This is a genomic window from Bacillus sp. BB081 (genome assembly GCF_008368895.1).
Taxonomy (GTDB): domain Bacteria; phylum Bacillota; class Bacilli; order Bacillales; family Bacillaceae_G; genus Bacillus_A; species Bacillus_A wiedmannii.
The window spans coordinates 154,467-179,162 of sequence record NZ_QOZX01000002.1 but is presented as its reverse complement, the minus strand read 5'-3'; the positions used below and the strand labels follow the sequence as shown (position 1 = coordinate 179,162).

General features: G+C 36.8%; 26 protein-coding genes and 1 other annotated feature. Of the genes, 3 read left to right on the top strand and 23 right to left on the bottom strand.

The features are described from left to right. Positions 1-17: 17 nt before the first annotated feature. Entirely contained in the window at positions 18-1,547 is a 1,530-nt protein-coding gene (gene nadB, locus DN394_RS00985; RefSeq protein ID WP_097993735.1) for an L-aspartate oxidase, read from the bottom strand. A 152-nt stretch (positions 1,548-1,699) separates the two neighbouring features. Between nadB and DN394_RS00980 the strand changes: the two genes are divergently transcribed. The 3 genes from DN394_RS00980 to DN394_RS00970 all read left to right on the top strand — a co-directional run bounded on the left by DN394_RS00980 (position 1,700) and on the right by DN394_RS00970 (position 4,115). Then, on the top strand, positions 1,700-2,842 hold the full coding sequence (locus tag DN394_RS00980; protein WP_000973754.1) for an IscS subfamily cysteine desulfurase: 1,143 nt from the start codon (positions 1,700-1,702) through the stop codon (positions 2,840-2,842). After that, positions 2,842-3,384, top strand: coding sequence for a transcription repressor NadR (locus DN394_RS00975; RefSeq protein WP_000812240.1), 543 nt, complete (start codon positions 2,842-2,844; stop codon positions 3,382-3,384). Before DN394_RS00980 ends, DN394_RS00975 begins: the two co-directional genes overlap by 1 nt. An 83-nt stretch (positions 3,385-3,467) precedes the next feature. After that, the gene (locus DN394_RS00970; RefSeq protein WP_000510700.1) at positions 3,468-4,115 is read left to right on the top strand and encodes an MOSC domain-containing protein; all 648 of its coding nucleotides are present in this window, start codon (positions 3,468-3,470) and stop codon (positions 4,113-4,115) included. 93 nt (positions 4,116-4,208) lie between these two features. On the opposite strand, the gene pheA is transcribed toward DN394_RS00970, so the two are convergent. From pheA to DN394_RS00860, 22 genes are all read right to left on the bottom strand, one after another. Next, positions 4,209-5,060 carry a prephenate dehydratase gene (pheA, locus tag DN394_RS00965; protein ID WP_097916661.1) on the bottom strand — a complete coding sequence of 284 codons (852 nt, stop codon included), beginning with the start codon at positions 5,058-5,060 and terminating at the stop codon, positions 4,209-4,211. 96 nt (positions 5,061-5,156) lie between these two features. After that, positions 5,157-7,070: an ABC transporter permease gene (locus tag DN394_RS00960; protein ID WP_098953308.1), complete on the bottom strand. Its 1,914-nt coding sequence runs from the start codon at positions 7,068-7,070 to the stop codon at positions 5,157-5,159. 49 nt (positions 7,071-7,119) lie between these two features. After that, the gene (locus DN394_RS00955) at positions 7,120-9,042 is read right to left on the bottom strand and encodes an ABC transporter permease (RefSeq protein WP_098953310.1); all 1,923 of its coding nucleotides are present in this window, start codon (positions 9,040-9,042) and stop codon (positions 7,120-7,122) included. Beyond that, a complete protein-coding gene (locus tag DN394_RS00950; RefSeq protein WP_000114530.1) occupies positions 9,017-9,793 on the bottom strand; it encodes an ABC transporter ATP-binding protein in 777 nt (258 codons plus the stop codon). The genes DN394_RS00955 and DN394_RS00950 overlap by 26 nt, the downstream gene beginning before the upstream one ends. Positions 9,794-9,886: 93 nt before the next feature. Next, on the bottom strand, positions 9,887-10,969 hold the full coding sequence (locus DN394_RS00945; protein WP_149293542.1) for a HAMP domain-containing histidine kinase: 1,083 nt from the start codon (positions 10,967-10,969) through the stop codon (positions 9,887-9,889). Beyond that, on the bottom strand, positions 10,959-11,666 hold the full coding sequence (locus DN394_RS00940; RefSeq protein ID WP_000276710.1) for a response regulator transcription factor: 708 nt from the start codon (positions 11,664-11,666) through the stop codon (positions 10,959-10,961). Before DN394_RS00940 ends, DN394_RS00945 begins: the two co-directional genes overlap by 11 nt. A gap of 137 nt (positions 11,667-11,803) precedes the next feature. Next, positions 11,804-13,087: a GTPase ObgE gene (gene obgE, locus DN394_RS00935; RefSeq protein ID WP_046958810.1), complete on the bottom strand. Its 1,284-nt coding sequence runs from the start codon at positions 13,085-13,087 to the stop codon at positions 11,804-11,806. Then, positions 13,087-13,635, bottom strand: a complete 549-nt coding sequence (locus tag DN394_RS00930) for a sporulation initiation phosphotransferase B (RefSeq protein WP_001003576.1) — start codon at positions 13,633-13,635, stop codon at positions 13,087-13,089. Before DN394_RS00930 ends, obgE begins: the two co-directional genes overlap by 1 nt. 63 nt (positions 13,636-13,698) lie before the next feature. Beyond that, positions 13,699-13,989 carry a 50S ribosomal protein L27 gene (gene rpmA / locus DN394_RS00925; RefSeq protein ID WP_000944957.1) on the bottom strand — a complete coding sequence of 97 codons (291 nt, stop codon included), beginning with the start codon at positions 13,987-13,989 and terminating at the stop codon, positions 13,699-13,701. Positions 13,990-13,992: 3 nt separating this feature from the next. Beyond that, a complete protein-coding gene (locus tag DN394_RS00920; protein ID WP_002008596.1) occupies positions 13,993-14,337 on the bottom strand; it encodes a ribosomal-processing cysteine protease Prp in 345 nt (114 codons plus the stop codon). Between the two features lie 11 nt (positions 14,338-14,348). Then, positions 14,349-14,657 (bottom strand): 50S ribosomal protein L21, encoded by a 309-nt coding sequence (gene rplU / locus DN394_RS00915; protein ID WP_000270907.1) that lies wholly within the window; start codon positions 14,655-14,657, stop codon positions 14,349-14,351. Positions 14,658-14,671: 14 nt separating this feature from the next. Further along, positions 14,672-14,749: a sequence feature (ribosomal protein L21 leader region), on the bottom strand. A 77-nt stretch (positions 14,750-14,826) separates the two neighbouring features. Next, a complete protein-coding gene (locus DN394_RS00910; protein WP_097916653.1) occupies positions 14,827-16,215 on the bottom strand; it encodes an Rne/Rng family ribonuclease in 1,389 nt (462 codons plus the stop codon). 67 nt (positions 16,216-16,282) lie between these two features. Continuing rightward, positions 16,283-17,143, bottom strand: a complete 861-nt coding sequence (spoIVFB, locus tag DN394_RS00905) for a stage IV sporulation intramembrane metalloprotease SpoIVFB (RefSeq protein WP_097916651.1) — start codon at positions 17,141-17,143, stop codon at positions 16,283-16,285. Beyond that, entirely contained in the window at positions 17,136-17,882 is a 747-nt protein-coding gene (gene spoIVFA, locus DN394_RS00900) for a stage IV sporulation protein SpoIVFA (RefSeq protein WP_000794810.1), read from the bottom strand. The genes spoIVFB and spoIVFA overlap by 8 nt, the downstream gene beginning before the upstream one ends. Before the next feature lie 133 nt (positions 17,883-18,015). Then, positions 18,016-18,813 (bottom strand): septum site-determining protein MinD, encoded by a 798-nt coding sequence (gene minD / locus DN394_RS00895; protein ID WP_000503312.1) that lies wholly within the window; start codon positions 18,811-18,813, stop codon positions 18,016-18,018. Positions 18,814-18,815: 2 nt separating this feature from the next. Continuing rightward, complete coding sequence (gene minC, locus DN394_RS00890; protein WP_000391511.1) at positions 18,816-19,502, bottom strand: septum site-determining protein MinC; 687 nt, start codon at positions 19,500-19,502, stop codon at positions 18,816-18,818. 35 nt (positions 19,503-19,537) lie between these two features. Next, the gene (gene mreD / locus DN394_RS00885; RefSeq protein WP_000975755.1) at positions 19,538-20,083 is read right to left on the bottom strand and encodes a rod shape-determining protein MreD; all 546 of its coding nucleotides are present in this window, start codon (positions 20,081-20,083) and stop codon (positions 19,538-19,540) included. 14 nt (positions 20,084-20,097) lie between these two features. Beyond that, positions 20,098-20,949, bottom strand: a complete 852-nt coding sequence (gene mreC, locus DN394_RS00880; protein WP_001135496.1) for a rod shape-determining protein MreC — start codon at positions 20,947-20,949, stop codon at positions 20,098-20,100. Positions 20,950-20,990: 41 nt separating this feature from the next. Then, positions 20,991-22,010, bottom strand: coding sequence for a cell shape-determining protein MreB (mreB, locus tag DN394_RS00875; RefSeq protein WP_000466737.1), 1,020 nt, complete (start codon positions 22,008-22,010; stop codon positions 20,991-20,993). 157 nt (positions 22,011-22,167) lie between these two features. After that, a complete protein-coding gene (gene radC, locus DN394_RS00870) occupies positions 22,168-22,845 on the bottom strand; it encodes a DNA repair protein RadC (protein WP_046958808.1) in 678 nt (225 codons plus the stop codon). A gap of 47 nt (positions 22,846-22,892) precedes the next feature. Continuing rightward, positions 22,893-23,468: a Maf family protein gene (locus DN394_RS00865; protein ID WP_001226270.1), complete on the bottom strand. Its 576-nt coding sequence runs from the start codon at positions 23,466-23,468 to the stop codon at positions 22,893-22,895. A 220-nt stretch (positions 23,469-23,688) separates the two neighbouring features. After that, the gene (locus DN394_RS00860) at positions 23,689-24,651 is read right to left on the bottom strand and encodes a stage II sporulation protein B (RefSeq protein WP_097916649.1); all 963 of its coding nucleotides are present in this window, start codon (positions 24,649-24,651) and stop codon (positions 23,689-23,691) included. Positions 24,652-24,696: the final 45 nt, after the last annotated feature.

The window sequence follows — 24,696 nt, the reverse complement described above, 5'->3', positions numbered from 1 at the left end:
AGCCCCTCTTCCCTTCATCACACAAGTTGTAGTTTTCTTTTCACTCGAACGATCTCTTTTTTTACGCTATTTCTATCTGGATAATCACTTCGATAATGGCCACCAATACTTTCTTCTCTTTGCAAAGCTGATACGACTATAAGCTCACAGGCTGTTAACATATTAATAAGCGTTATCTCTTCATTTGTAAGAGCATCATGTTGTAATATCATATTTCGAACACCATACTTACTAAGCCATCTCTTTGCATAAGATAAACTTTGCTCTGTTCGCACAATCCCAACATATTTCATCATGCATTCTTGTATTTCTTCTTTCGCCGGCAAATGATTTAGAACAATAAACTTCTTTTCCTTCTCAGCCACGTTGTTCCAGCTTTCTTTTGTCGCTTTGGTTAAAATATGTTGTCCTATTCTTTTTCCAAACACAAGACCTTCTAATAATGAATTACTTGCTAATCTATTTGCTCCATGAACACCATTACAAGCTACTTCACCGACCGCATATAAATTTGGAATGGACGTCTCCCCATCACAGTTCGTTTTCACGCCGCCCATATGAAAATGAGCACCTGGTACGACCGGAATGCGTTTTTCATTTATATCGACACCATTCTTTTTACACAATGATGATACCGTCGGAAAACGTTCTTCGAAATTTTGGATAGACTCGATATTTAAATACACTTGTTCACCCGCCAAAAGCTGCTCATGAATCGCTCTTGCTACTACATCACGTGGTGCGAGATCGTGATCAGGGTGTATATTCATCATAAAACGCTGCCCTTTTCCATTCATAAGGACAGCACCTTCCCCACGGACAGCTTCAGAGACGAGGCCGCAGCATCGCCCGCTCGCGTATAACATTGTTGGATGAAACTGTACAAACTCTAAATCTACGAGCTCCCCGCCTGCGCGGTACACCATCGCAAGTCCATCACCCGTAATTGTCTTATCATTAGAAGTAAAGGCGTATAAACCGCCAATCCCGCCTGTTGCTAACACCGTATACTCTGCAACGTAACGCTTCAACTTCCCTTCACTAGTTCTTGTTAAAACTCCAACACATTTATCATTTTCTATAATAAAATCAAGCACCATTTCCTGTTCCACTACCGTAACGTGCGGAGCTACTTCTTGAATGAAATGCTCTAATAAATTCTTTCCTGTTGCATCGCCACCTGCATGTAAAATACGACGCTTTCGATGTGCGCCTTCTTTTCCAAGATGAGGACCCGTTTCATCTCCATCAAATTTCATTCCATTTTCAATGAGATTATTCATTTCTTTCGGTCCTTCCTCGACTAAATAACGGACCACATCTTCATTGTTATAATGACATCCTGCTACTAACGTATCTTCAAAATGATCATTTGGATTGTCATATGTTGCAACCGCTGCGGCAATTCCACCTTGCGCTAAATATGTATTATTATTACGATTTGTTTCCTTTGTGACAATAATCACATTCTTTTCGTGACAAATCTCTTTCGCAACACGAAGTGCCGCAACGCCACTTCCAATAATTAAGACATCTGCACTTGGCATAATTGTTGCCTCCTACTTTACACTTTTCAACTGTCTTGACACCTATATTTACATAGTTTTAAAATAATGACAAGAGTTTTTTTATACTTCTTATTTTCACTACCATTTAAAAAATACAAGAAATGTAACTCTTACTAGGGAGAGGAACTTACATGATGATATATCTTGACTATGCAGCTACTACACCTATGAGTGAAGAAGCATTACACACATATATGAAAGCAGCATCGCAATACTTCGGAAATGAACAAAGTTTACATGATATTGGAGGAACAGCCTCTTCTTTATTACAAGTTTGCCGAAAAACATTTGCTGAAATGATTGGTGGAAAGGAACAAGGGGCATTCTTCACAAGCGGTGGCTCGGAATCCAACTACCTTGCGATTCAATCCCTTCTCAATGCTCGAAATAAGAAGCACATTATTACGACACCTATGGAACACGCATCCATTCGAAGTTATTTTCAATCCTTACAATCAGAAGGGTATACCATTACTGAAATACCTGTTGATGAAGACGGGCTAATTCATTTAGAAGATTTAGAAACAGCTATTACAGAAAATACTGTTCTAGCAAGCATACAGCACGGAAACTCTGAAATCGGAACCGTTCAAAACATCACAGAGATCGGGGCACTTTTAAAAAAATATAACGTTTTATTTCATTCAGATTGTGTGCAAACATTTGGTAAACTTCCTATTAATGTTTTTGAGATGGGAATTGATAGTCTCTCTGTTTCAGCACATAAAATATACGGACCAAAGGGTGTTGGCGCTTGCTATATAAATCCCCAAGTTCGCTGGGCACAAATATTTCCAGGAACTTCTCACGAAAAAGGATTTCGCCCAGGTACAGTAAACGTTCCTGGCATCGCATCTTTTTTAACAGCTGCTGAGAATATATTAAAAAATCAACAAGAAGAGAGCTTACGTTTTAAAGAGTTACGATCCTACTTTTTAAGACATTTACAAGCGCTTCCTCTAGAAATTCAAGTAGAAGGTCATTCTACTTCTTGTTTACCACATATTGTTGGGGTTACAATAAAAGGAATAGAAGGTCAATATACAATGCTAGAATGTAATCGCCACGGTATTGCCATTTCCACTGGAAGTGCTTGCCAAGTCGGTAAACAAGAACCTTCGAAAACAATGCTTGCAATTGGAAAAACGTATGAAGAGGCAAAACAATATGTTCGCTTCTCTTTCGGACAACAAACAACGAAAGATCAAATTGATACTACTATTCATGCACTACACACAATTGGAAATCAATTTTATAGAGGTGTTAAATCATAATGAAACAAAATGACCAAAAAAAGATTTTAGGTGAAGAAAGACGACAACTTATCCTTCAGTGGCTTCTCGCTGCAAATGAACCGTTATCTGGGAATGAACTGTCGAAAAAGACAAATGTAAGTCGACAAGTGATCGTGCAAGATATTTCCTTGCTTAAAGCACGAAACGAACCGATTATCGCGACTGCTCAAGGGTATTTATATTTAAAACCACAAGAGAAACAACAAGCTTTCGAACGCGTAATTGTATGCCAACATAAACCAGCGGAAGTACGTCAGGAACTTACAATGCTTGTTGATCACGGCGTTACGATTAAAGATGTAAAAGTTGAGCATCCTGTATACGGTGACTTAACAGCGTCCATCATGGTAAGTAATCGATTTGATGTAGAGCAATATTTACAAAAAATCGAAAACACAAATGCTTCCTATCTTTCGCAGCTAACAGATGGTATTCACTTACATACAATTGAGGCAGATTCAAAAGAGAAATTAGACGCTGCTTGCGAGGCACTAGATAAAGCAGGATTTCTCGTTTATTAATTCATGTAAAGCACAGAGTTTTTATCATTCTCTGTGCTTTTTTAGTGATATAATATTGTAATTAATTGTAAAGGGGATCAAACATGGGAATCGAACTCGTTCACTTTAGCATTGGCAAACCGAAACAAATGAAATATAGCGAAGATAAAGAAATGATTACTGGTATATGTAAAGAACTTACAGAAGAAGCTTTCCTCTCAAAAGATGGATTTCGTGGTGATGACGTAGCAGATTTAAAACACCACGGGGGACCTGATCGCGCAGTTTGTGTGTATCCACATGAGCATTACGCACTATGGGAAGAAGAATTTCAAACTACGCTTCCAGCTTCCACATTTGGCGAAAACATTACCGTAACAAATATGTTAGAGCGTGATGTTTGCATTGGAGATACATATCAACTAGGTGAAGCAATCATTCAGGTCACACAAGCGAGAGTACCTTGTAGCACTATTTCAAAACGTCTCGGTATTCCTGGCATACTGCCTCGCATTGTAGCAACTGGATTTACTGGTTACCTATGCCGCGTTCTTCAAGAAGGTACTGTACGTAAAGATTCTAAAATTACATTACTAGAACGTCAACCGGGCAACGTTTCTGTTTTGTTCTCTAACGAAATTTATTTTCATAATAGAAAAGATAAAGATGGCATTGAAAAGATTCTTGCTGTTCCAGAACTAGCCGATATTTGGCGTGGTCAGTTAGAGGATCGTCTTGCGAAATTAAAATAAAGAATCCCACCATTTATAGGTGGGATTTTATTTATCTATCACGCATTATACTAGCGACTGAAATGATAGCGACTTAACTACAAATACTCCCCTTTACAACCAATAAGAAGAATAACTACCCAGCACAGTAACAGAAAAACCGAGTGCTTCAAGTTCCATCGTTACGCCTGGCAATAATACATCATCGTATGCTTTATCGACATCGATTAAGAAAAAGTAATTTCCTAGTCCTGTTTTCATCGGACGAGATTCGATTTTTGATAGATTTAATTTTCTCCATGCGAAAGCTGATAACACTTGATATAGTGCCCCTGCATAATCAGCAGGTAACGTTATCATAAGCGTCGTTTTCTCTCCGCGGTTTTCTCCGTTATTTGGGAGTACGGCTTTCTTTTTCTTATGGAGCACTAGGAAGCGTGTATGATTGTTTTTGTGCGTATGAATATCACGCCTTACAATTGTTAAACCGTATTTTTCTGCGGCCGCTTCATTTGCAATGGCAGCGATTTTTTCTTCAGGATGTTCTTTCACATATTGCGCAGCTGCACTTGTTGATGTCATATCTCGGACGGTTACCCCTTTTAATTCTTCATTTAAAAACTTATGACATTGTGCAATAGCGTGTGGATGAGAATGCACCGCATATACTTCTTCCCACATTTCTGCATACTGCGGATGTACAAGTAAATGTTGCTGAATCGGTACTGTAATTTCTCCTACAATAGAAAGCGGCTGCTCATGCACGAGATAATCAACTGTTATATTCACTGAACCTTCTATAGCGTTTTCTAGTGGTACCACTGCATAGTCTACATTTCCATTTGCAGCTGCATCCATACAATCTGGAATCGTTCGATACGGTACATGCTCTGCTTCCGGAAAAAAACGACTCACCGCCATATTTGTAAATGTTGCTTCTGGTCCTAAATATCCTACTCGAATCATCGTCTTTTCCCCTCTTTTTCGTTTTCTTACTGTTATACCATACTTTTTTATATTCTTCTATGTAAATTTCGAATATTAAAAAAAGACTAGCATTCGCTAGTCTAAATGTTTCTTATATTCTCTTTGAGCGAAAAAGAAATAAACGATGCATGCAGCGATATAAAACAGAATAAACAAGCCTACTTTCCGTAATGAACCATCCATAAAGATCGTATTATGAAACGTATATAACGCAACTGCACTATGCATACTCCCTACTATAATTGGCGCAAAAAATAGCATACACAATTGCCAACGGGAAACTTTCCACACTTCTTCTTTCGTCATTCCAAGCTTAGAAAGCGCACCGTACTCTTTACGATCCGATGCAATATTATGAAACCATTTAAAATATACGATGCTACATGATGTAAGGAAAAATAATATACTAATGAATGAGCCCATAAATAGCGTAATATCACCGAACGATTTCATATTCACATATAGCTCCATATTACTTCGAAATGCATGATTATTATCTTGTTTCACATGTTTCCGTAAATCTTCATTTAATTCTTTCGTATTTTCGATATTTGGTAATGTATAGCCTCTATATATCATTTTTTCAGAATCAGAAACCTTATTTGCTATACTTTCAAAGTCTTCATCATTCATGACGAAGAACAGACCATTAATGTGCGAAGGATGGTGGTTAAATTGTAACCCTTCCTTCTGACCGTTAAATACGAATGAATATGTTTGATTCATTACTTGTAGTTGAATCTCTTTTTGATCATATATATACGGATAATTGTATTTACTATAATAAACGAGTGTAACTGTTCCTTTTTTAGGATGATACGTTTTCTGCTTTTGTTTTCTTGCCTCTTGATTGTATTCACTTTCTGTAATGAGCGGCGCTACTTCTGTTTCTCCTTTATTGGACTGAAAAGATGCATACACTCCAACAAAACTCATAGATTGAAAATCATTATACCCATATTGGTGTAATAATTGTTCAACCGTGCCTTCCGCAAAGACTTCATGAGAAGAAGTACCTTTTTCTATGTAAGAAAATGAGTGCACTCCCCCGCCCCGCCACATATCTTGCATACCAGAAAAATATAAAAACACCGTACCTGTTGCCGTAACTACAAACGTCGTTGCCATTGACATTAGAAAGAAAAAACGACCATTTTCCTTCATTCGATGTGACAATTGATTCACTATAAATAAATACGGATATGTATACATAATCTTTTTATTTCGTTTTATCATTTCTAATACTTGAGCAGTGCCGTGTGTAAAAGAAAAATACGTTCCAAAAAAGACAAGTATAGACACAGGAAAAAAATAGAACGCTATCGTTGGAATTGTCGCTTGTAACGCTAACGCATATCCTATCCCTAAACAAATAAAGCCGAATATACAAAGCCACATTGATGTTTTCTTCTCTTTTTTATCTGTTCGAAATTCTTTCAATAACCGAATGATTTTTATATTCCATATTCGTAAAGCACTTATAAAAGATAAAACAATAAATACGACCATATACGTAATACACGTTCCCCCAATTGCTCTCACGTCAAATATAACAGGGAGTTCTTTCGGGAGTTGCAGTAACATACTAAACACCATGAAGAAGAGCTTTAAAAAGATCATACCAAGCCCAATACCGAAAATATTAGCAAATACCCCGATCAATATTTGCTCGGTCATAATCACTCCTATTACGTTAGATTTCGTTGCTCCCATTAACATATATAATCCTAATTCTTTCTTACGTGCCTCTATGAAAATAGAAGTCGCGTACAAAATAAATATGACAAAAAAAGAAATAATTATAACATTACATATGATAAGTCCCCAGCGTACGTTTTGATACCACATCGTCTCTTGCATATACGGATGTACAATAACAGACATGTATGCAAAAGACGCAAATATTGCAAAACAACTGCTTAAGAAAAACACTTTATAATTACGCCAATTTCCTTTTATATTTTGCAGCGCTAGTTGCCGAATGTTCATCTATCGTCCCCCTATAACTTACTACATAGGCAAAAAGCTAGAGGTTTCTCTAGCTTTGCACGTGTTTCAAATATCCTCTCTGCGCGATCATAAAGTAAATCGCAGAAGCTACAATGTATGCTCCAATTACAATCGCTCCTGATTTCCACAAATCAATATAAAGCATTTTTCCTAACGTATGAAGAGCAAATCCACTATGAATTGCACCGATTACAATTGGGATAAAGAAGATAACGCCCATTTGTCGAATTGCAATTTTACGAATTTCTTTATCTGTCATACCGATTCGCTTTAACGATTTAAATTGAATACGATCTTGTTCTTTATCGTTAAACCATTTAAAGTATGTCATACTACAAGCGAAGAAGAAGAACAGTACAGCTACGAAGAAACCGATAAACATCGTAATTGCTCCTGATTCTCTTATATTTTTATAAGCGAGCACCGAGTTATTTAATTCCTCTTGCTTATCCGGTGCAACTTCCTTTTTCAAATCTAACACAAGGTCTTCCGTACTTTTCCAGTCTTCTATATAATAACCGTAATATTTCGTCTTTTCTTCATCTGGTACGAGCTTTGCGTATTTCTCAAAATCTTGATCATTCACAATGAGATATTCACTATCATTAAAAACAGAAAATGGAGTTGGCTCATTTAATTGAACAGACTGCGTTTGTCCGTTAATTTTAAATTCATACGGTTTTGCAAGATCTACCTTCATCATATCTTTCGCCATATCCATTATGACCATCGTTGCACTACCTGGTGCATTATGAACTTCTCTAACTTGCTCTCTCTTTTGTTTACGTACTTCAGCGTTATATTCTTTCTCTGAAACAATCGCCATTGGCATCTCATGTTCACCGTTAAACATCGTGATTTTTTGAGTTCCAGGAAGCTTTACATACGTTACTTCTCGCGCTTCTTCAAATCCGTGTTTTTTTATTAATTCTTTTGTTTTCCCTTCTTTTATGACATTATGCGTATGAATGCCTTTTTCCTCATACGAAATAGCATGCGGGGTACTAGTTACTGCCTTATAACTCATATCCTCAAAAAATACGTACAGTGTACCAACTGCCGAAGATACAACTGCCGTAATAATAGAAATTACAAATAGAAAACGAGCATTATCTTTCATTTTATAAATAAGGTTGCTAAGTACGAACATATTTGGATATGTATAAAAAGATTTTTTTCGTTTTTGTAACGCCTTCAATACGACTGTACTACCTTGCGTAAACAGTAAATAAGTTCCGCCTATCGTCAGCCCTACAATCGGTAAAAACAGAATGATAAAATTCATAAATGTCACTTGGAAGCTAAGTACATATGCAACAATAATACATCCTATACCAACTACACATAGCGATGTAAATGCAAAAGGTTCTACTTTTTGTTTTCTTGCTTCTCTTAATAAATCAATAATTTGCAAGCGTCCTACCGTCCAAACGCTAAACAATGATAGGATTAAAAATAGAATAAAGTATACACCAGCTGTAATAAGAATTGCTTTACTATTCCATACGAGTGGAAGTGTTTTATCTATTTTCAATATTACGCTTAATGCTTGGAAAAATAATTTTGAACAAAGCATGCCAAGCCCAATACCTACTACAATTGCAATACTACCTAACATAAGCTGTTCTAATATAATCATTCGGCCAAGTTGAGATTTTGTTCCGCCTATTAATGTTAATAGACCAAACTCTTTTTTTCTTGCTCGTAAAAATGTTGAATTTGCATATAAAATAAAGAGTGCTGAGAAGATGACTACAATATAATTCATCGATTCTAGCCCTTTTGAGATCATCTCCCTCATACTAATATTACCACTTACGACATCTGGATGATAAATAAAGGAAGCATACATGAAAAATACGACAATCGATAAACAGCTACTAATAAGGAAAGCTTTATAATTACGCCAATTTCCTTTTACGTTATTAAGCGCGAGCTGGCGAAAGTTCATGATATTCTCCTCCTAGCATCGCAAGTACGTCCAGAATTTCTTGGAAAAAGGCTTGTTTCGTTCTTCCTTTATGTATTTCTGAAAAAATTTCTCCGTCGCGAATGAAAAGAATACGTTCGCAATAACTCGCCGCTACTGGATCATGCGTTACCATTGCAATTGTCACTTTCTTTTGTTCATGTAAATCTTGCAATGCACTCATTAATGATTTTGCTGACTTCGAATCTAAGTTTCCAGTTGGCTCATCCGCTAAAATTAGCGTAGGTTCATGAATGATCGCTCTCGCTGCTGCTGCACGTTGTTGTTGTCCGCCTGACACTTCATATACTTTTTTATTTAATATTTCTTCGATATTTAAAAACTTTGCAATCTCAAGCACTTTCGCATCGATTTCATTTACAGATTTCTTCGCCATGACAAGTGGTAAAATGATATTTTCTTTAATCGATAACGTATCAAGTAAGTTAAAATCCTGGAAAATGAATCCTAAATGTGTACGGCGAAACTCCGCTAATTTTGCAGCACGCATTTGATTAATTTCTTCACCATTTACAAGCACATGACCTGAAGTTTGCTTATCAATTGTTGCTAATAAATTTAAAAGCGTTGTTTTCCCGCTCCCTGAAGGCCCCATAATTCCTACAAATTCGCCTTCTTCTATTTTAAAATTTATATCGTTTAAAGCAGTCGTCGCTACTGAACCTTTTGATTGGTAAACTTTTGTTAATCCTTTCACTTCAAGAACACTCATTTCTAATCCCCCTATGTGTTTTCTTCTTACATTTACTATAAGAAAAATAAGAAAAAGAAACGAGTGATTTCCCTTACAAAACGTTTTGTTATCTTACAGTTTTGTCATTTTTCTCATTAATGTATGATATTCTTCATCTTTTGCAAATTGGAACGTGAATGTTGTCCCTTCCCCTTCAGCCGATTGCACATACATTCCATGATGTAAATTATCGCAAATTTCCTTCGTAATATATAAACCCATTCCAGTCGCTTCTCTCGTTTTACGGCCATTTATTCCCGTAAAGAATGGATCAAATATACGCTTTACATCTTGCTCTGGAATACCAATTCCATTGTCCTTAATATGTAGTAACACCTTTTGATCTTTCTCTTCAATTTGAAATTGAATTTCCTTTTTCTCTGCTTCTGAAATTTTCGTATACTTAATTGCATTTACAACAATTTGCCCTATAGCAATACTTAGCCATTTTCTATCAGATGCAACCATACAAGTATCTTCTTCAAACATTACTTTCGGAAATACAGACGATTGAATGAAGGATTTTCGATTTTCATTAATGATACCCCTAATGATATCTATCACATTTACTACTTCTACTTTATAATCTTTCGCAAATTGCTCTAACCTTGCCATATGTAACGCTAAATCCAAACCATTTAGTATACGATTATTTTCTTCACGAATACTTTCAACTGTTGCTCTTGCTTCACGATGCTCTTTACCAAACTTTTGCAATAGCAATTCTATAACCGATACTGGTGTTTTCATTTGATGAATCCATTGGTTCATAAATATCATTTGCTGTTGTTCTTTCGCATGTTGTTTATGAACTTCATTCATATATTGCTGTCTTAATAGCGTAAACGATTCAACAACCATCTCTTGCTCTGACGTATAAGAAGTATCAATAAGTAAAGAGTCGTGTAATGTATTTCCGCTAGCAACATATTTTTCGATTCTTTTTAAAAATACACTTCGTTTTCGATAATCGTAAATGAGGTATACAGTAAATACAACTGTCCCTAATAAAAGCCCATATAACCACGTACTCCAATCAATGGATCTTTTTTCCAAAAGACTTTGTAACTGCAAAACGAGCCCAAATAAACAAAGGCTAATAATATAAGAAAGAAGTAAAGAAAAACGGTCCATGAGGTAAATTTTAACCTTCATGCCCTTCGCCCCACTCTGTAAGAAGCGCATAACCATATCCGCGTTTCGTTACAATTGCATTTTGAATGCCTAGCTCCTCTAGTTTCTTCCTTACGCGTTTTACATTTACGGTTAATGTATTATCATCAACAAAAGCTACCTCGTCCCACAGGGCTTCTAACAGTTCTTCACGCGTTACATATTGATTTGCTTGTTTCATTAAACATTCTAATAAGTAAAATTCATTTTTTGTCAGCTCCGTTTGTTGCCCCTGCCACTCAACAATGTGCTGGGACGGAAATAACAACAGTCCATTTACACCTAAACAATCACTCTCAGCAACAGAAGCATACTCACCATAGCCACGGCGAAGTGCACTTTTCACCTTAGCCATTACAATATCTAAATGGAATGGCTTCGTAATGTAATCATCTCCGCCATTCTCGATCGCCATTACTTGATCCATTTCCCCTGTTCTTGCAGAAACAAAAATAATCGGCGCATTCGATACAGTACGAATTTGACGACACCAATAAAAACCATCAAAATATGGTAAATTAATATCCAGTAATACGAGATGAGGATTTATTTTCACGAACTCATCTTTTATATGACGTAAATCACTTGCTCTAAATGATTGATATCCATATCTTTCTAAATGCTCCTCTAATATTCCCGCTATTTTTTCATCGTCTTCTACAATTAATATTTTATACATGTTCGTTTTCTCCCCATAAAAAATTCTTCCAAAGCCACTCCTTGTTCTATTATAAATTGAAAATTTAATTAGTGGGTATTTTTTCCTATATGAATCAGACATTTACAATAAAAAAAGACTGCCATATTTTGGCAGTCTTAATCGATAAATTCAAATTGATATTCAAGAATTTTTACAATATCTCCGTCTACTGCACCACGTGCACGAAGGGCTTCATCAATACCCATTCCACGCATTTGACGAGCAAATCGGCGTACAGATTCATCACGTGAGAAGTCTGTCATTTTGAATGTTTTCTCAATATCGTAACCAGAAATAACAAATGTGCCATCACTTTCGCGTGTAATTTCAAAATTAGATTCAGATTCAAATTTGTACATTACACTTGCTTCAGATTCTTCCACATCATCATACATTGGGAATTCTGGTGTTGTTTCTAATAAGTTCGCTACTTCAAATAGTAAGTCACGAACACCTTGCTTCGTTACAGCTGAGATTGGGAAAATTTTCACTTCGTCTCCCAATTTTTCTTTAAATGCTTGTAAGTTTTCTTCTGCACCTGGCATATCCATTTTGTTTGCAACAACAACTTGTGGACGCTCAGTTAAACGCATATTGTATTCTTTTAATTCACTATTGATTGTTACATAATCTTCATATGGCTCACGGCCTTCTAAACCAGACATATCGATAACGTGCACGATTACACGTGTACGCTCAATATGACGTAAGAATTGGTGTCCAAGTCCGACGCCGGCATGTGCGCCTTCAATTAGTCCAGGAAGGTCAGCCATAACGAAGCTGCGGCTATCACCAGTTTCAACAACACCAAGATTTGGAACGATTGTTGTAAAGTGATACTCTGCAATTTTCGGACGCGCTGATGATACAACAGATAATAATGTAGATTTACCTACACTTGGGAATCCAACAAGTCCAACATCTGCTAGCACTTTAAGTTCTAGCGTGACATCACGTTCTTGACCTGGTTCCCCGTTCTCAGCGATTTCTGGCGCTGGGTTCGTCGGTGTTGCGAAACGTGAGTTACCGCGGCCACCGCGGCCACCTTTTGCGATTACAGCTGTTTGTTCATGCGTTACTAAATCGGCAAGAATTTCACCTGTTTTTTCATCTTTTACTATTGTTCCCGGTGGAACCTTTACGATTAAATCTTCAGATTTACGACCGTGCTGACCTTTACTCATTCCGTGCTGACCACGATCAGCTTTGAAATGACGTTGGTAGCGGAAGTCCATTAATGTACGTAAGCCTTCCTCAACAACAAAAACAACATCTGCACCTTTACCACCGTCGCCACCTGCTGGGCCACCTTTAGGTACATACTTCTCACGACGATACGCAACCATTCCGTTACCACCGTCGCCGCCTTTTACATATATCTTGACCTGATCTACAAACATTATTTCACCACACTTTTTTCGATTAGTTGTAATATAACTGAGACTTCTTCGTCTCGTACTGTATAAGAAATGGAATACCATTTATTGTTTTGGTTCGCAAGCCAATTCTGTAGTTCTTCTACACTCGTTAGCTTACCACGAAAATCAAAAAAGAAACGAGCATTCTCCGCGTCACATTCAATTGTGATACAAACATAATTTTCAACATATACGTCTAAACTATGCTGAAGTATTGAGAAAAATTGATTCGTCCATGTACATACAATCTCATCTAAGTGAGATAAGTTATGTAATTTCCCTAATACTTCGTACTCCAATAAGCACGGCTGCTGTTTCCAATTATATGTTAAAATCCACTCTGAAAATAAAGGCATTGATAACCCTATCAGATTGGATTCTTGTCTCGCTTCTTGGACAAAACGATCGATGAGACTATGAATTTCTTCCACTTTTCCAAGGGAAAGGTTTCCTTTCACCATCTGCATACGATTGAGCCAATCATGTCTTGAATGACGCAATGCATCTATAATTGTCCATTTTTCATTCATTTAGATACCCCTTAATATAGAAAAACTCTAACCTGCACTCAGGTTAGAGTTTTCCGTGAGTTCTTATGCTTCTTGAGCAACAGGATATACGCTCACTTGTTTGCGGTCACGGCCAAGACGCTCAAAGCGTACTACGCCGTCAACTTTCGCGTATAAAGTGTCATCGCCACCACGACCAACGTTAACACCTGGATAAATTTTTGTACCGCGTTGACGGTAAAGAATTGAACCACCTGAAACCGTTTGACCATCTGCGCGTTTAGCACCAAGACGTTTTGACTGAGAGTCACGACCGTTCTTTGTACTACCTACACCTTTCTTAGATGCGAAAAACTGAAGATCTAATCTTAACATACGTTACACCTCCTGCACTTTTTCTATTAAACGGATATACTTTCCGTAATCAAGTTCGATCGTCTTAAGCGAAACAACCAATCCTTCTAAAAGTATCTGTGCTTTTTCTGCTGTATGAACGTCTAAATCATTAGGCAATTCATACGTTAAGAATCCACCATCACTTCCGAGTTCAATAGTTGCTTGCACATTACAAAGTTCTTCCACTGCATTTATAGAACCAAACACAACCGCTGTAGTTCCAGCACAGACAAGATCTTGTCCATGTGGCGCATAATTGGCATGTCCAGTCATTTTAAATGATTGGATACTTCCTAATTTCGTGCGACTTATCGTAATTTTAATCATGTTAACCTGGATTAAGCGTTGATAGCTTCAACAACTAGCTTAGTGTAAGGTTGACGATGACCTTGTTTCTTACGATTGTTCTTTTTCGCTTTGTATTTGAAAACGATGATTTTCTTAGCGCGACCTTGTTTTTCAACTTTCGCAGTAACTGTTGCACCTTCTACAACTGGGCTACCAACTTTAACGTTTTCGCCACCAACGAAAAGAACTTTGTCAAAAGTAACAGTTTCACCAGCTTCAACATCTAATTTTTCAATGTAGATTGCTTGACCAGCTTCAACTTTAATTTGTTTTCCACCTGTTTCGATAATTGCGTACATACTTGCACCTCCTCTTAATTACTAAGACTCGCCAAAAACGAGGTAGACATAAATGTCTTTAGGGAACCTGTCTTGTGCGGTTGTAGCATATAGCCGTTTAGGTGCTATAAACTATAACATAAAGATGTTATCATGAATCATAGACGGTTGTCAATAAATGTTCTACTAACTATTTTTTCCGTTCTACAATTTCTGTTTTACTTCCAAAACGGACAATTGCATACTTTTCGATCATATCATCTTTGAAACAAATTTCAAATGGAATATTTTTTTGTAATTCTTTTTGCAAAAATTGTTTTTGCAGATTTTTAGGTGCAGCGATTAATACTGCCTCATCCTCTATATTGCCATATGTAATTAGCTCTCTCTCTAACTCATACGCAATTGTTTCATATGACATTACATACCCCGTCGCTTTGCACGGTACACATTCTTCTAGTAATACGTCGCGTAAAGAATGTTTTTTACGTTTACGTGTCATCTCTAAAATCCCTAACTCTGTGAATCCGAGTACTCTTGCATATGTGCGATCATTTTGCATAGCAGCCATCAGACATTCTCTTACCTTTTCTTTATCTTCTCTTCTTTTCATATTAATAAAATCAATTAATATCATACCACCGATATCACGCAGTCTTAATTGACGTGCAATCTCTTCAGCTGCCACTTCATTTGTACGAAGGACTGTATCTTGTAAATTCTGTTTTCCAGTAAACTTGCCCGTATTCACATCAATTACAGTCATCGTCTCCATTTGTTCCACAATTAAATAAGCACCATTCGGGAGCCACACAATTTTTTGAAGTGCTTTCTCGATATCACGCTCTATTCCAAAATGGTTAAACATTGAAGATTTTTCATTATAAAAAGATACTTTTTCTTTTCCGACCTTTTCTTCTAATTCTTTTACTATACTTCTTGTATCTACAACTACTTTTTCAATCGTTTCAATCGGATTCTCTTGGAATACACGATCTAAAAAGGTCGCCGGTCGATGAAGTAGTAACGGTGCCTTTCCTTGGCCCTCTTTTCTTTTTAGCTCTTCATATAACTGCTGTAAACTTTGCATTTCAGCTTGTATTTCTTCAATTTCTCCTTTTTCAGAAGCAGAGCGAAAAATATAACCTCCTGTCCCTTCTACCTCAATTTGGAGTAGCTGTTGCCTTCTTTTATTGTTTTTTATTTTCCGAGAAACCGCACGCATTTCATCATATGGCATATAAACGACATATTTCCCGGTAAATTCTACGTTCGCCGTCAATTTCGGCCCTTTCGTATCAATTGCCTCTTTCACAACTTGCACGAGTACTGCTTGCCCTTCATGTATACGATAAGAAGATGGTACATCATCGTATGAAAGGTACGCATGTTTTTCTAAACCGATGTTTACAAAAGCTGCGTTCATTCCAGCAATCGTTCTTACGATACGTCCAACATAAATATGCCCAACAATCTCTTGTTCTTCATTTCGTTTCCATAAAAACTCAACAATTTTTTTCTTCTCTTCAATTGCAACGCGTTTTTCCGATCCTGCATAGTTTATATATAACGTTTTCAAAATTCTTTCCTCACTTTATAATCTTCTTTGCTTTTACAATAATAAAAGGTTAGTGCTATCGTCAACACTAACCGATTAATTCTTCAACAGATGAAGTTGTTCGTTTTTCAGTAAAATACGCATAGAGTAATTCATTTTCATCCAATGTGTAATGTTCTTTATATTTTCCATGGACGATAATAGAGTGCTTATACCCTCTACGAAATTTTGTGAATATCTTATATAAATGATCTTCTGATTGCACTTCAATAGGTGCAATCTTTTCAATTCCTCTTTTGTTCCCATAATAACGTTCTAATAAAAAACGCATAAAGGCATACTGTCTTTGTTTCCACTCTTGATATAACGACACCGCTAAAAATATGAGTAGTACCCACATCATAATATTGTTACTATTCCAAAGTAACTGCCACACTAGTATTACACTAAAAAAAACACATGATAATTTCATCATCTTTTCATGTGCTTGTAAATAAGGAAAACGATATGATAATACGTTAAACAATACTTTTCCACCATCAAGCGGCCAAATAGGTAGTAAATTAAATGCTAAAATAATTATATTATTCCATATAAAGAAATAATATAAATCCGCACCCAGCCAACCAGATTCAAAGACTATATAACCTACCACCATCATCCAAATATGTTGTATAGGCCCTGCAATTACAACAACAAGCTCCTCTTTCAATGACTTATTCCCATGCTCCTCAAGCTCAGCCACACCACCAAACGGTAAAAGTTGAATCTTTTTAATACGCCAATTGTAGTGTGCCGCCGCAAAGGCATGCCCAAGTTCATGGATAAGAACGATACAAAATAACAGTAGTAACTCTTTAAAACGTGCCGTAAAAATACCAATGACAATAATAACCCAAAACAACGGATGCACTGAAATCTTCGTTAAAACTTCTCTATATTTAATCAAATGAAATCACCTGAATCGGGTCAATAAATTTTTCATTCTTTTTTATCGCGAAATAAAACTTACCATTTTTATTATTCGCATCATTATTCACCGTTCCAATTTTTTGTTTCTTTGAAACGTAATCATATAATTTCACTGTCATGTCATTTAAATTCGCATACCACGATTCTGTTCCATCTGCATGCTGAATTTGAACCGTATTACCAAGTTCCTCTTTCTTGCCTGCAAAAACAACTAGCCCTTCATTCACTGACTCAACAGTTGCATTTATAGCTGTTTGAACAAATACACCTTGGCCATTTTTTTGAAACCCTTGCATCACCTTTCCAGAAGCAGGGATGGCATAATCTTTTTGCTGAATAGTTCCTTCTTTTTTCTCAGTAGGTGAATAAAATACGAGCGGTTTTCCAAACTGCTTTTCGTACCATTTCGCTACAGTAGCAAACTGAAATTCTTCTTTCATCACTTTTTCTGTAACAGCTTTAGCACCGTCGAAAGAAGAGGGTGCATTCTTATATAAAATAGCGACAGAAAGAACTAATATTGCTGATAACAAAAATTTGAAGAAAAATACTTCTTTTCGAAATAAAGGATGAATTTCCTTTTCTCCTTCTTCAATAAATACTGTTTCACTATCAAAATTCCCTCCAGCAAAATACTGCTCTTCCTCCATCTTTTCTTGCTCTGCCTTCCTTTTCGCAATCCGTTTTTTAATTTCTTCTACACGATTATTCTTCATACTGTCTCCTTTCTTTCATTAAGCTAATTTAAATAGAAACAGTTGTATACAGTTTGTACATATGTATGAGCTAAGAAAGGAAGATATTCGTGTGAAGAAAAAAGAAAGCACTTCGCATATGTGCGAAGTGCTTTTAACGGATTCCAAAGAAGTTTTTCATCTTTGTAAATACCGATACCTTTTCTTGTCCAAATGCTTGCAATGGTACATTCTCACCCAACAAGCGTCTTGCAATATTACGATAAGCTAACGCTGCTTTTCCGCTCGGTTGCAACGCTACAGGTTCACCTGTATTTGTAGCACGAATAACTTCATCATCATCCTCGACAACACCAAGAAGCTCGATTGACAATGTACGTACGATTTCATCAACATCTAACATATCCTGCTCATGAAGCATATGACTACGCACACGATTAATAACAAGTTTTGGTGGTTCAATATCCTCTTTTTCTAAAAGCCCGATAATACGATCCGCATCGCGCATTGAGGATACTTCTGGCGTCGTAACAACGATTGCTTTATCCGCACCAGCTACCGCATTTTTAAATCCCTGCTCAATCCCTGCAGGACAATCAATTAATATGTAATCATAATCTTGACGTAATACTTGTATTAATTCATCCATTTGTTCAGGTGTTACCGCTGATTTATCACTCGTTTGTGCTGCAGGTAATAAATAAAGATCATCAAAACGCTTATCTTTAATAAGCGCCTGAGGTAAACGGCAACGCCCTTCAACGACATCAACAAGATCAAATACAATACGATTTTCCAGCCCCATTACTACGTCTAAGTTTCGAAGACCGATATCTGTGTCAATTAAGCACACTTTCTTTCCAGATAACGCCAGGGCTGTACCAATGTTCGCAGACGTTGTAGTTTTACCTACTCCGCCTTTTCCAGATGTAATTACTATTGCCTCTCCCACAGCTATACAATTCCCCTTTCTAACTTTGTTAAATTAGGTCTAAGATGAGTGAGAAGTTGCAGTCGATCGACAACAATGTGATTGTTCTCATTAATATACGCACATTCTGCCGCCTCCGCTCCGTCTTCTTTCTCTTCCGGAGCCCGCATTGCCACATCACTAATTCGAAGTTGCATCGGGTTCATATCAGATGCAGCGATTACGGCATCCGAATCCCCATAATACCCAGCATGCGCAATTCCTCTTAATGATCCTACGACAAAAATATTCCCCCCAGCGATAACCGTTCCGCCTGGATTAACATCTCCAATTAACAATAAATTTCCTTTTACATGTAAAACTTGTCCAGAGCGAACAATTTTGGAAATAGGGACAATTTCTGTTTCTTCTTTCCAAGCTATTGCTTCTGCTTTCGTTATAACATCACTTTCAATTGAATCCACAACAAGATTCTTTTTATTACGAATTAACGTACGAATCTCTTCTTGTTGGACTTCTGTTAAATAACGATTTCCCACTTTCACATGCACTTCAATTAAAGAGCGCCCATCACCATCATAGTAATGTGTAGAAAGCTTTTCATCCAGTTCCTCCAGTAATTCAGAGAATGAACAACAATCATCTAAATGAAGCGTTATTCCGTCTTTTGTCCCTTTTATTGTTACATTTTGTTGCTTTTTTTCTTCCACTAAAGTTCACCCCACCGATTCAATTCGACATAAAATTAGAAAATCCTTTTTTCTTTTTCTTCCATCGCTTTTGAAAGACGCACTAAATATCGTCTCAGTGGGAAACAAACTATCAATAAGAAAATTGCATTTAGCAATAAAGTAGACAGGAGACGATCTGTGAAAAAGACATACGCTGACATATGAGTACGTCCTAACAAAGTTAAAAATCCATACACATAATACTCTAGTGCTACAATGCTAGCTAGTACAATAGAAGCAACAATAAATAAATTCAATTGTAGTATCTTCATCACACTATAAACTAAATAAGCTAAAATCGGATACGCAAATATATATATACCGACAAGTTCTGTGTATACGGTATCAAATAAGAAACCAAATAAGAGTCCGTAATAAATCCCTTGGACCGGACTATAGTACACAGTAATAAAACATAACACAATTATAAAGAAATGAGGTGCTGCTATACCGTCTTTCCAAAAAACCTCTGTTGGAACAATAGTAGCAAACATATTTTCAAATAGAAAAACAAAAAGGAGCAAAAGAGGAAGAGCTGCTCTTTTTAAAATCTTCATCATCTCTTCTCCCCCTCCTATTCTAATGGCGCTGAAGGCGTTGCACGTTTAGCAACCATAATATGCTCTACGTCATTCAAGTCAGCGGCCGGTTTTACATAAGCTGTTTTTGTTAAGCCGTATGGATCTGGCTGAACATCAACGATTGTTCCAATTACAAGACCTTTTGGGAAAATATCACCAAGTCCAGATGTTACAACTAATTGATCTTTCGCTACCTGAGCATCAGAGCCAATCTTTGTGAAAAGAAGTAAGTGCTTTTCTTTGTCGTAACCTTCAATCAATCCGAAGATTTTCTCATCACCTTGTACGATAGCAGAAACACGATTTGTTCGGCTCATAGAGCTTAGCAATTCTACTGATGATGTAAACTGGGATACACTTTTCACTCGTCCAACTAGACCTTGTGAAGTTACTACAGCCATATCTTTTTTAATTCCTTGCTGTGCTCCTTTATCAATTCCGATTAAATCGTACCATTTATCTGGATTACGAGAAACAACAGTAGATGGAATTTCAGTATATTGGCTATTCAACTCTTTTTTACCCGTTAACTCTTGTAACTTCTTGTTATCATCTTCTAATTGTTTTACTTTTCCTGATAGACCTGCATAATTATCTAATTTTGCTTTTAATTCTTTATTCTCTTCATACGTGCGCTTTACATCCTCTACATTTTCGAAGAATCCAGCTACGTATTTCGCTGGCTTTTGGAATACACGTTCTACAACACCGACAGTGTCTTTAACAAACTGCTCTGGCCATGTTAAACTGTTCCGTTCTTTCAATGAGATTCCAATCAATGCCACGAGAAGAATAATACTAACTAACAAAACAATTAATCTTTTGTTTAAGAAAAACTGTGGCACGTTCACACCCTCTTAATTTCATTGATTTTTATTTTGCAATATTATCGAGCAGCAGTTTTGAAAAGATCGATATTGTCTAATGCTTTACCCGTTCCAATTGCTACGCAATCTAATGGGTCTTCTGCAACAAGGACTGGCATATTTGTTTCTTCACTAATCACTTTATCTAAGTTACGTAGTAATGCTCCGCCACCTGTTAATACGATACCACGGTCCATAATGTCTGCCGCTAATTCAGGTGGAGTTTTCTCTAACGTATTTTTAACAGATTCTACAATTGCATCTACTGTATCTTTTAATGCATCTGCAATTTCTTCTGGCTGAATTAGTACTGTTTTTGGTAAACCACTTACTAAATCACGACCGCGAATTTCCATAGGCTCGATACCTTCTGGCTCGCCTGCAGAACCGATTTCTAATTTTAATGCTTCAGCCGTTCTTTCACCAATCATTAAGTTATAGCTTTTCTTAATGTACTGAATGATTGAATCGTCCATATCATCACCAGCAACACGAACTGATTGACTTGTTACAATACCACCTAAAGAAATGATTGCAACTTCTGTTGTACCGCCACCGATATCAACAACCATACTACCAGTTGGTTCCCAAACAGGTAAGTTCGCACCAATTGCTGCTGCAAATGGTTCTTCGATTGGATAAGCATCACGAGCACCCGCTTGACGAGTCGCATCGATTACTGCACGTCTTTCTACAGCTGTAATACCAGACGGTACACATACCATTACGTAAGGCTTACGTGAGAAGAATCCATTTGATTTTTGAGCTTGTTGAATGTAATATTTCATCATTGTTGCTGTCGTTTCGTAATCAGCAATTACACCGTCTTTCATCGGGCGAAGTGCCACAACGTTTCCTGGTGTACGACCAATCATTTGTTTTGCATCGCTACCTACAGCAACGATTTGTTTCGTATCAGTTTGTAACGCTACTACTGAAGGTTCACGTAAAACTACACCTTTTCCTTTTACATATACAAGCGTGTTCGCAGTTCCTAAATCTATTCCAAGATCGCGAGTAAAGCCACCAAATCCAAACATATTATTTATCTTCCTTTCTTGTTTTCACGGACTCATTTTTTCTTACTTTATATTATAAAAACAGTACGTTTTTTATATCTTTATCCTTTTTGTAGATAAATTTCTACAAAAAACTCATAAATCACATTATAAAACAAAATAAGTAAAAAGCATAGTCTTAAATATGACCTTTTTCCTTTAAACTCACGAATTTATGGTCACCTATTATAATATGGTCAAGCACTTCAATTCCGATAATCTGGCCGCATTCTACTAAGCGTTTCGTTACTTCAATATCCTCTCGGCTCGGCGTGGGGTCTCCTGAAGGGTGGTTATGAAGACATATGATAGAGGCTGCTGCGCGGCGGAACGCTTCTTTAAAAACTTCTCTTGGATGTACAATTGATGTGTTTAAACTTCCAATGAAAACCGTTTGCCTATGTATAACTTGATTTTTTGTGTTCAAATATAAACATACAAAATGCTCCTGTTGCAGGAAGCGCATTTCTTCCATCATATATCTCGCACAATCTTCTGGGCTTCGAATGCTGTATCTATTTTGATATTCTAAACGTACCATTCTTCTACCAAGTTCAAAAGCAGCTATAAGCTGGGCTGCCTTTGCAATCCCAACACCATGTATACTGACAAGCTCTTCTAACGTTGCATCTTTCAACATACGTAAACCATCAAAGTGATGTAAAATTTTATCTGATAACTTTAAAACTGTTTCTTCTTTAGAACCTGTTCTAAGTAACACAGCAAGAAGCTCCCGATTCGATAAACTTCCAGCTCCTTCTAACAATAAACGCTCCCGTGGCTGTTCTTCTTTGACAACATCACGAATACCGTTCATTTCTCCACCCCTTTTATTTGTTCTCTCAAAGAAAATCCCATGCAATTTTACGCATGGGTTACATCAATATTAAATTGTTTTAATTCCCGAACAAGACGTGAAATTGGTAACCCGACTACACTATAGTAGTCCCCTTGAATATGTTGAACAAAAATAGATCCTTTACCTTGAATTCCATAACTTCCTGCTTTATCAAGAGGTTCTTTTGATGCAACATATACGTCAATTTCCTCTTCTGTTAATTCCCAAAACGTAACTTCTGTACGCTCGTAAAAAGTGACTGTTTTGTCTTTTGCTATAATTGCAACACCAGTATACACTTCATGTGTTTTCCCTGATAATAATTGCAACATTTCTTTCGCCTCAGCCTCATTAGAAGGCTTTCCAAGAATACGCGATTCATATGTAACGATTGTGTCTGCACCTAACACAATGTAATCACTATTCGTTTCTGCTACCGCAGATGCTTTTTGCAGGGCGAGGGACATAACGATATCAGAAGGTGATGAGTACGCACCAATCGTCTCTTCTACTTCACTTACAATGATTTCAAATGGTACATCCGCTAACTCAAGCAGTTCCTTCCTGCGAGGTGACCCTGATGCTAAAATAATTTTTCTCATATTTTCTCCTTCCTTTCTCACATGAAGCAGAATCATTTACATCAATCGTATCAAAGGAATAGTTTGTCCACAAATGAAAGAAATATTATTTTCTCTAAATAAAATAATACTTTTTACTAAAATACGATTATATTCCTGCCATAGAGAAAGCACTTTGCTCTAAATTCAAAAGAAAAGAAAGAAGTACCTATACTTCTTCCTTCGTCATTTCATTATCCTATTATTTCACCTTTTGGGAAACAATTTTTTCATATGAAAGTATACCATCAATAATAACTTGATTTAATTTCGCCAAAGATTCCTTATCACCTTTTCCATCCTTCACTGTTTGCACAGCTACTGACGTATACATATACAATTTCTTTGCTTCTTCCTGCTTCATACTTTTCCCTTCTTTTTCAATTGCTTTCCACTCTTTTTCAATCGCACCTATATCTTTTGCATTACTTTTTCCACTAGCTTGTACGCTGGAAGCATATTTTGCTAAATGAGTATATAATGGCTGTACTTTTGTTAAAAATGCCCCAACTTCTTTATCATCTTTAAGTAATGCTTTATCTGTTATATCCCAGTTCTTTTTCAATACGGAGACATTATCATTTTTATACTGCGTCATTAATTGATTTATGCCTTGTTCATCGCTAGCAATACCAACAACTAATGCATACTTATCACCGCTTGGTTTTAAAGCTGCAACGCCTCCATTACCTTTCCACTCTTCAAGAGCGGCCTGTCCCTTTTCTTCGGAAGAATAAATCCCTCCTTGCACAAAAAATAATTTCATTGGATCTAATGACGTTCCTGTCTGTGCTTTTTGTTTTTCCTCTTTTGGTTCCGGTGTTTGTTCTGCCGTTCCACCCACCTTTGATTCTTCATTTCGCATCTGCTTCGAAGCTGTTACTTCGCTTCCCCCTGTCGCACCTTGTCCTTTAAGTAACTGTAGCATTCCCATCCCAAACGCCGTACCAATAACAATCGCAGTTGCAACGATTGCAATTAACGTATTGCTCCACTTCTTTCGTTTTTTTTCCTTAGACACCAATTTCGCTTTTTGAAACGGAACAACGTTTTTCGGTCTTTCACTTTCTACTACCATCCATTCAAATTCATCTTTCTTCTTCTCCTCATACTTCGCTTCGGTTCCATTCACTTTCACTGAGATCGTTCGTGATTGCTTGTCCATACACTCACACCTCACCTCTTATCGTTGTCCGCATCATATCATATT